Raw genomic sequence first — 8396 nt, 5'->3', positions numbered from 1 at the left:
CGCGTTGCATTCGGCGTCGCCGATCCGGTGATGCCGAATGCAACGTAATAGACAAAGCCCGATGTGTTCGTGAGCACGGCCGGCAGGCGCTTGTCGTCTGTCGTCGGGGTCGCCAGGCGGATGAAATTCAGCCCGGCCTTGAGCGCGGGAATGCAAAGCTCGGCGTCTTCCTCGGGCGGAAGATCGACGACAATCAGCCCATCGACGCCGGCCGCGATGGCGTCGTTGAGGAAGCGATCGACGCCGTAGATATAGATCGGGTTGTAGTAACCCATCAGCACGATCGGCGTATCGGCATCGGTCTTGCGGAAATCGCGCACGAGCTGCAGCGTCTTGGCAAGCGTCTGTCCGCCCTTGAGCGCCCGCAAACCTGCGGCCTGGATAGCGGGTCCGTCCGCCATCGGATCGGTGAAGGGCATGCCGATTTCGAGGACGTCGGCGCCAGCCTTCGGCAGCGCGGAGAGAATGGCGAGCGAGGTGCCGTAATCCGGGTCGCCTGCCATCAGGAAGGTGACGAGGCCGGCGCGGCCTTCGCGCGACAGGTCGGCAAAGCGGCGGTCGATGCGTGTGGTCATCAGATCCGCGTCCCCAGATATTCCGCAACGCTGGCGAGGTCCTTGTCGCCGCGGCCGGAGACATTGACCACCATCAGATGATCCTTCGGCTTTTGCGGCGCGAGCTCCTTTACCTTGGCGAGCGCGTGCGCCGGCTCGAGCGCCGGAATGATGCCCTCGAGCTTCGAGCAGAGTTGCAGCGCCTCGACCGCCTCGTCGTCGGTGGCCGACAGGAATTTCACGCGCCCCATATCGGCAAGCCACGCATGTTCGGGACCGATGCCGGGATAATCGAGGCCGGCCGAGATCGAATGCGCCTCGTTGATCTGGCCGTCTTCGTTCATCAGGAGATAGGTGCGATTGCCGTGCAGCACGCCCGGACGGCCGCCGGTCACCGAGGCCGCATGCTGTCCCGAGGGTATGCCGTGGCCCGCGGCTTCGACGCCATAGATCTCGATGTCCTTATCGTCGAGGAAGGGATGAAACAGGCCCATCGCGTTGGAGCCGCCGCCGATGCAGGCGACGAGCGAATCCGGCAGGCGGCCTTCGGCCTGCATCATCTGCGTGCGCGTCTCGTTTCCGATTACGCACTGGAAATCGCGGACCATCATCGGATAGGGATGCGGTCCCGCCACCGTGCCGATGCAGTAGAAGGTATCGGCAACATTCGTGACCCAGTCGCGCAACGCCTCGTTCATGGCGTCCTTCAGCGTCTTCGATCCCGATTGCACGGCCACGACTTCGGCGCCCAGCATCTTCATGCGGAACACGTTCGGCTTTTGCCGCTCGACGTCGACCGCGCCCATATAGACGATGCACGGCAAGCCAAACCGCGCGCACAAGGTCGCCGTCGCAACGCCATGCATCCCTGCGCCGGTCTCGGCGATGATGCGGGTCTTGCCCATGCGGCGCGCCAGCATGATCTGGCCGAGCACATTGTTCACCTTGTGCGCGCCGGTGTGATTGAGTTCTTCGCGCTTGAAGTAGATTTTCGCGCCGCCGAGATGCTGCGTCAGACGCTCGGCGTAATAGAGCGGCGACGGACGGCCGACATAATGCGCGAGGTAATAATCCATCTCCTTCTGGAAGGCCGGGTCCTTCTTGGCCTCGGCATAAGCCTTTTCCAGATCGAGGATGAGCGGCATCAGCGTTTCGGCGACGAAGCGCCCGCCATGGATACCGAAATGGCCGGACTCGTCCGGCCCGGTGCGGAAGGAATTCGGCTGTTGAATACTCATGCGCTGCTTGCCGCTTTCATCCGCGCTGCATCCGTTGCGCGCACCGCGCGGATGAAGTCCGCGATTTTTGCCGGGTCCTTGACGCCCGGCCTCAACTCGACCCCCGACGATACATCGACCGCGGGCGCCCCGGTGATGTCCAGCGCCCGGCCGACATTGCCCGGATCGAGGCCTCCGGAAAGCATGAAGCGCAGCCCCGGATCAAGGTTTTTCAGGAGGACCCAGTCGAAGGGCCGGCCGAGGCCGCCGGGGCGCGTGGCGTCCCGCGGCGCCCGGGCATCAAACAGCAGCCAGTCGGCAATCCCCGCATAGCGGGCTACCGCATCGAGATCGGCCGGGGTTTCGACCGGGATCGCCTTCATCACCGGGAGACCAAACCGGGCCTTCAGCTCCGCCACCCGCTCCGGTGTCTCGCGGCCATGAAGCTGCAGCATGTCGGGCTCCAGCGCCTCGACAATGGTCTCGAACAGCGCGTCGTCGGCATCGACGGTCAACGCGACCTTGCCCGCCCGTGCCTTCACCCGCGCGCCGAGCGCACGCGCCACATCCGTCGATATGTTGCGGGGGGACGGCGGAAAGAACACGAAGCCGACGAACTCGGCACCTTCGGCAAGCGCCGCATCGAGTGCGTCGGCCGAACTCAAGCCGCAGATTTTGGTCAGCGTTTTCATGTGCGGCAGGTTCTAGCGCGGCGGCCTGCCTTTGTCTGCCCTCATCCGGCCATGGCCTTCCAGACCAGCATCGCGGCCGCGAGATCCTCGATGGCCGTGCCGACCGACTTGAACAGCGTAATCTGGCTCGCCGACGTGCGGCCCTTCACCTTGCCGCGGCACAGATCGAACAGGTCGCCCTTGATCGCCTTGGGATCGATGATCTTCTTTTTGAGCGGCACGACGATATCGCCTGCTTCCTTGGCCGCGCCGGCGCGCGTGTCCACGAAAATGCGCGCGCGCTTGACCGCCTGGTCGTCCGCTTCCCGCATCTTCGGCGTGAAGCCACCGACGAGATCGAGATGCGCGCCCTTTTTCAGCCAGGCGCCCTTGATCAGCGGCTGGGCCGAGAGCGTCGCGCACGACACGATGTCCGCCTCAGCGACCGCCTCCTCGAGCGTCTCCGCGATATCGACTTCGATTCCGGCGACGGCGATTCCAAATCCCAGCGAGACCGCGCGCGCGCGGGTCCGGTTCCAAAGCGTCACCCGCTTGATCGGCCGCACGCTGAGATGCGCGCGGATCAGATGCGGCGCAAGGGCGCCAGCCCCGACCATCACGAGATGTGCCGCATCCTCGCGCGCGAGGTAGCGTGCAGCAAGAGCGGAGGCGCAGGAGGTGCGCCACGCGGTCAGGGCCCGGCCGTCCAGCATGGCGAGCGGCTCGCCGGTCTCGCCCGACAGCAACAGATATTGTCCATAGACCGAAGGCCGCTGCTGCTTCACGTTGTCCGGGAATACGGTAACGATCTTGCAGCCGACGAAACGCTCGCCGTCCTCCTTCCACGCGGGCATCAGGAGGAGCGTCGCGTCCGTTCCGGCGGTCCCGATGGTGTGGTGATGCCGCACCGGCACGACGAAATCGGAGCGGAAGGCTTCGCCCAGCGCGTCAATCAGCGTCCGATAGGTCAGGACATTCTGGATGTCGTCCGCGGAGACAATGCGCATGCGCTGCGCTCACCGTGCTGCCGGAGGCCGATAAACGAGACGAGCCGCGTTGTCCGTTGCCGCCCTGTCCGCCTGATGGTTGAGCCTTGCATTCAAGGCGTCAATCTCGCGCCGCAGCGCATTGACCTCGGCATCGCGCTGCCGCGCGGCGCGCCGATAGGCCGATTGCCGCAGCCAGGACGCGACGCCGCCGATGAAGATGCCGAGGATGACCAGCACGAAGACCAGAACGAAGACCGGGATGCTGATCGCCGCGGCCGGCGCGTGCGCGCTGAAGGGATCGAATGACACCGTCACGTGCTCGCGGTTTGCAACGGCGAACATCAGGATGATGATCGCGATCGGGACAAGAACCAGCCAGAAAACGATCTTGCTGAACATTGTGCTAACGCCCGCCAATCTGGTGATGGCCGCCGGCCGCGCGCGCCGAACGGAGCCATCGCGCGACCCATCCGCTGCGCGAAGCTGCAGCGTCTATCCGCAACGAGCGTTCCGTTGCAAGGCCGCGCGCAAGCCGAACCGCGTTGGCGTCCGGTCGGCGGCTCAGACAGCTCCGTCCCGGTTCAGCCGCTCGCGCATCTCCTTGCCGGTCTTGAAGAACGGAACCGACTTCTTGTCCACGGAGACGTGCTCTCCGGTCCGCGGATTTCGCCCCGTGCGCGCCGGGCGGTGCTTCACCGAGAAGGCGCCGAAGCCGCGCAGCTCGACCCGATCGCCCCGCGCGAGCGCCGCGGTGATCTCGTTCAGAATGGCGTTTACGATGTTCTCGACATCCCGCTGATAAAGATGCGGGTTCTGTGCCGCGATCTTCGTAACCAAATCCGACTTGATCATCCACGCCGCCCGGAATGCGCGCCGGCATATCCACCCGCCGTACCGGCCGGTCGAGTCCGTCGCTCAATTGACCGGCGAAGGGTGCCAAAGCGCCAGCAGACCGTCAAGATTGAGCCGCTCGACAGCCGCAAATGCGCCCGACTGTTCGAGGCTGCGAGCGAAGCCGTCGAGACCCACCGCATTGAGCAGCGTTACCGCACTCAGATGGAGGAACGAGAATTCCGAGAAGCGCGAACGCAGGCTGTAATTGCGCACGGGGGTCTTCGGGTCGATGCCCTTTTCCTTCGCGAGCCATGCCAGCGCGGCCTGCTCGTCGCCGAGTTCGTCGATCAGTTTGAGCTTGATCGCCTGGCGGCCGGTGAACACACGGCCATCCGAGACCGTGGCGAGCGCTTCGCCTTCGAGATTGCGACGCTTGGCGACGAGATCCTTGAACCAGTCATAGGAGTCCATGACGATCGAAGCGAGCGCGGCCCGCGCTTCCGGCGACGTCGGCTCGAAGCCGTTCGGCGCGGCTTTCAGCGGCGAGGACTTCACGTCCTCGACCTTGACGCCGACGGTTTTCAGAAGATCGTAGAAATTCGGATACTGAATGAGAACGCCGATCGAACCGACCAGAGACGCGCTCTGCGCGATGATGTGGTCGGACGCCAGCGCGGCAATGTAGCCGCCCGAAGCGCAGAGACCGTCGACGACGACCACCATCGGCTTTTTGGCCTTCAGCCGCATCAGCGAGTCGTAGAGCTGCTCCGAACCGGCTGTGGTTCCGCCAGGGCTGTCGATATGGACGATGACCGCCTTGGCATTGGAATTGGCGAGCCGCTCGAGCGCCTCGACGCGCGCCTGATTGCCGCGGATCAGTCCCGATATGGTGACGCGGGCGATGTTCCCCGAGGCCACGCCGCTCAGCGAACCTTGTCGCGACACCGCGGCGATCGCTGCGACGGCGGCGATCACGACGAGCACGGTCAGCACCCGCCAGAAGGTCAGTTTGCGCCGCAACCGGCGACGATCCACGATCTGGTCCGCATCGAGCGGCCGAGAATCGAGCGACATGGTTTCGCTCCTGTTTGGTTCGAACGAAGCCGGACATTACCGGGCCGGCAGACTTTAGCCGGACAAACCTTTGCGATTGGCAAAGCAGAGGTAATGAGGCGCTGAGGCGAAAAAAAGAACCCCGGCGCGATTCGCACCGGGGTTCTTTGTTTCTGGCCGCCCGGACCTGGCCCGAAGGCCGTCGTCCGGTACGAGGATCGATGCGCGCGGTTGAAGCCCGCGCGCTCGGGCAGAGATTACTCCGCCTTCTCCTTGTCGCCGGCGCGCTTGAGCGCCGTGCCGAGGATGTCACCCAGGGTCGCGCCGGAATCGGACGAGCCGTATTGCGCGATGGCCTCCTTCTCTTCCTGCACTTCGAGCGCCTTGATCGAGACCTGGACCTTGCGGGCCTTGCGATCGAACTGCGTGACGCGGGCATCGACCTTCTGGCCGACCTGGAACCGCTCGGACCGCTGGTCGCCGCGGTCGCGGGCGAGATCGGCTCTGCGGATGAAGGTCTCGAGGTCGGTTCCGACGATCTTCACGTCGATGCCGCCTTCCTTCACGTCGGTGACTTCGCAGGTCACGACGTCGCCCTTCTTCAGTTCGCCGGCAGCACCCTCGTCCATCGGGTCCTTGGCGAGCTGCTTGACGCCCAGCGAGATGCGCTCCTTCTCGACATCGACGTCGAGAACGGTCGCCTTCACGATGTCGCCCTTCTTGTAGTCGTCGATCACCTGCTCGCCCGGACGCTTCCAGTCCAGATCCGACAGATGGACCATGCCGTCGACGTCGCCGTCGAGGCCCAGGAACAGGCCGAACTCGGTCTTGTTCTTGACCTCGCCCTCGACGATCGATCCGGGCGGATGCTTCTCGACGAAGACCTCCCAGGGGTTGCGCATGGTCTGCTTGAGACCGAGCGAGATGCGGCGCTTGACCGGATCGACTTCCAGGATCTGCACTTCGACTTCCTGCGAGGTCGAGACAATCTTGCCCGGATGCACGTTCTTCTTGGTCCAGGACATCTCGGACACGTGGATCAGTCCCTCGATGCCCGGCTCGAGTTCGACGAAGGCGCCGTAGTCGGTGATGTTGGTGACGCGTCCGGTGAACTTGCCGTTGATCGGATACTTCGCCTCGATGCCCTGCCACGGATCGTCGAGCAGCTGCTTCATGCCGAGCGAGATGCGGTGCGTGTCGTGATTGATCTTGATGATCTTCACTTTCACCGACTGACCGATATTGAGCACTTCGGTCGGGTGATTGACGCGCCGCCACGCAATGTCGGTGACATGCAGCAGGCCGTCGATGCCGCCGAGATCGACGAAGGCGCCGTAATCGGTGATGTTCTTCACCACGCCGTCGATGACCTGACCCTCTTCGAGGTTCTGCACCAGCTCCTGACGCTGTTCGGCTCGCGTCTCTTCCAGCACGGTGCGCCGGGAGACGACGATGTTGCCGCGGCGCCGGTCCATCTTCAGGATCTGGAATTGCTGCGGCGTATTCATCAGCGGGGTCACGTCGCGGATCGGACGGATGTCGACCTGCGAGCGCGGCAGGAAGGCCACGGCGCCGTCGAGATCGACGGTGAAGCCACCCTTGACCTGATTGAAGATGATGCCCTGAACCTTTTCCTGGTTCTTGAACGCGGTTTCGAGCTTGCCCCAGCTCTCTTCGCGTCGCGCCTTGTCGCGCGAGAGGACTGCCTCACCGAGCGCATTCTCGACGCGCTCCAGGTAGACCTCGACCTCGTCGCCAACCTTGATCTCGTTGCCGCGACCGGGTCCGGTGAATTCGCGCAACTGGACGCGGCCTTCGGTCTTCAGTCCGACGTCGATGATGGCGACGTCCTTTTCGATGCCGACGACCTTTCCCTTGATCACCGATCCTTCGTGCAGGTTGCCCTGGGTGAAGGACTCTTCGAGCATCGCCGCGAAATCTTCGCGTGTGGGTGTGCTGCTGGCAGCTTGGGCCATGAAGTCTCCTGTTTGCGGACGCCGGGTTCGACAAAAATGTTCCAGACGAACGGGTCAAAGGCCCCGCAAGACCTTTGACGCCGCCGCAAAGCGGCGGGTCGGCGCGATATGCCGTTCGACCGGAACGATGATGGCTTGGTCCAAGGCCTCCCGAAGAGGCGTGGAGCGGGCATTTCCTCCAACGACGAAGGGCGGTTAAGCCGGCGTTCGGCCCGCCCGGACGGCCTCGACTATATCGATGGCGGCCTGGACTGCCGGGGATATAGCCAAATGCGTGGTATCCAGCAAGACCGCGTCGTCGGCCTGTTTCAGGGGCGCGACCGGTCGATTCATGTCGCGCTCGTCCCGGGCCTTGATGTCGGCGAGGACCGCTGCGTCATCGACGGTCTCGCCGCGGCCGCGCAGCTCCAGAATGCGGCGCCGGGCGCGCTCTTCGGGCGTTGCGGTAACGAAAATCTTAACTTCGGCATGGGGAGCGATGACGGTTCCGATGTCCCGTCCGTCGATCACTGCGCCCGGTTTCGAGCGCGCAAATTCGTGCTGCAACGCGATCAGCGCGTCCCGGACCGTCGGAATGGCGGCTACGATCGAGGCTGCCTTCGCCACCTCGTCCGACTTCAGGTCATCCTCGGGGTAGCGCGCCGGATCGTAACTGCGCGCGGCGGCGACCGCCGCAGCCTCGTCGCCGAGCTTGCCCGCTTGCAGCACCGCCAGGCCGACGCCGCGATACAACAGGCCGCTGTCGAGATGCTTGAAGCCGTAATGCGCCGCCAGACGCTTGGCGATAGTGCCCTTGCCGGATGCGGCAGGGCCGTCGATGGCAATGATCACGTCAGGTCCGCTCCAAGTCCACGCATCAGCTCGACGAAGCCTGGGAAACTCGTCGCGATGAATGCCGCATCGTCCACGCTGACCGGCTTGTCGCTCGCCAGCCCCATCACGAGCGCCGACATCGCAAGCCGGTGGTCCATATGCGTGGCCACCGTGCCGCCACCCGGCGCCCGTCCCTTGCCGTGGACGATCAGGTCGTCGCCTTCGATCTCCACCGCGACCCCATTCACGCGCAGCATGTCGGCGGTGGCTGCGAGGCGATCGGATTCCT

9 protein-coding genes and 1 pseudogene are annotated in these 8396 nt (G+C 64.3%); all 10 read right to left on the bottom strand.

The features are described from left to right. Positions 1–575, bottom strand: a 575-nt coding sequence (gene trpA / locus VN004_RS04390) for a tryptophan synthase subunit alpha (protein WP_325607398.1), incomplete at its 3' end; no start/stop codon positions are given. Further along, positions 575–1792, bottom strand: a complete 1218-nt coding sequence (gene trpB, locus VN004_RS04385; RefSeq protein ID WP_325607396.1) for a tryptophan synthase subunit beta — start codon at positions 1790–1792, stop codon at positions 575–577. The genes trpA and trpB, both read right to left, overlap by 1 nt. Further along, positions 1789–2463 (bottom strand): phosphoribosylanthranilate isomerase, encoded by a 675-nt coding sequence (locus VN004_RS04380; RefSeq protein ID WP_325607394.1) that lies wholly within the window; start codon positions 2461–2463, stop codon positions 1789–1791. The genes trpB and VN004_RS04380 overlap by 4 nt, the downstream gene beginning before the upstream one ends. A 41-nt stretch (positions 2464–2504) precedes the next feature. Then, positions 2505–3449 (bottom strand): ornithine cyclodeaminase family protein, encoded by a 945-nt coding sequence (locus VN004_RS04375; protein WP_325607392.1) that lies wholly within the window; start codon positions 3447–3449, stop codon positions 2505–2507. Positions 3450–3458: 9 nt separating this feature from the next. Further along, on the bottom strand, positions 3459–3830 hold the full coding sequence (locus tag VN004_RS04370; protein WP_325607390.1) for a lipopolysaccharide assembly protein LapA domain-containing protein: 372 nt from the start codon (positions 3828–3830) through the stop codon (positions 3459–3461). Positions 3831–3992: 162 nt separating this feature from the next. Continuing rightward, positions 3993–4283, bottom strand: coding sequence for an integration host factor subunit beta (locus VN004_RS04365; protein WP_325607388.1), 291 nt, complete (start codon positions 4281–4283; stop codon positions 3993–3995). Between the two features lie 63 nt (positions 4284–4346). Next, complete coding sequence (gene sppA, locus VN004_RS04360; protein ID WP_325607386.1) at positions 4347–5339, bottom strand: signal peptide peptidase SppA; 993 nt, start codon at positions 5337–5339, stop codon at positions 4347–4349. A gap of 236 nt (positions 5340–5575) precedes the next feature. Further along, positions 5576–7294, bottom strand: a complete 1719-nt coding sequence (gene rpsA / locus VN004_RS04355; protein ID WP_325607384.1) for a 30S ribosomal protein S1 — start codon at positions 7292–7294, stop codon at positions 5576–5578. Positions 7295–7489: 195 nt separating this feature from the next. Beyond that, a complete protein-coding gene (cmk, locus tag VN004_RS04350; RefSeq protein ID WP_325607382.1) occupies positions 7490–8125 on the bottom strand; it encodes a (d)CMP kinase in 636 nt (211 codons plus the stop codon). Next, positions 8122–8396: pseudogene (locus tag VN004_RS04345) on the bottom strand (3-phosphoshikimate 1-carboxyvinyltransferase); the annotation flags it as partial. The pseudogene VN004_RS04345 and the gene cmk, both read right to left, overlap by 4 nt.

The sequence above is a fragment of the Pseudorhodoplanes sp. genome, from assembly GCF_035565855.1.
Lineage (GTDB): Bacteria > Pseudomonadota > Alphaproteobacteria > Rhizobiales > Xanthobacteraceae > Pseudorhodoplanes.
The sequence above is the reverse complement of the archived record's forward strand: the minus strand, read 5'-3'. Positions and strand labels throughout refer to the sequence as shown.

Excerpts from the sequence above, each read along its gene's own strand:
- VN004_RS04375 (WP_325607392.1), bottom strand. The coding sequence starts at position 3,449 with ATGCGCATTGTCTCCGCGGACGACATCCAGAATGTCCTGACCTATCGG.
- VN004_RS04380 (WP_325607394.1), bottom strand. The coding sequence starts at position 2,463 with ATGAAAACGCTGACCAAAATCTGCGGCTTGAGTTCGGCCGACGCACTC.
- rpsA (WP_325607384.1), bottom strand. The coding sequence starts at position 7,294 with ATGGCCCAAGCTGCCAGCAGCACACCCACACGCGAAGATTTCGCGGCG.
- VN004_RS04365 (WP_325607388.1), bottom strand. The coding sequence starts at position 4,283 with ATGATCAAGTCGGATTTGGTTACGAAGATCGCGGCACAGAACCCGCAT.
- sppA (WP_325607386.1), bottom strand. The coding sequence starts at position 5,339 with ATGTCGCTCGATTCTCGGCCGCTCGATGCGGACCAGATCGTGGATCGT.
- trpB (WP_325607396.1), bottom strand. The coding sequence starts at position 1,792 with ATGAGTATTCAACAGCCGAATTCCTTCCGCACCGGGCCGGACGAGTCC.
- VN004_RS04370 (WP_325607390.1), bottom strand. The coding sequence starts at position 3,830 with ATGTTCAGCAAGATCGTTTTCTGGCTGGTTCTTGTCCCGATCGCGATC.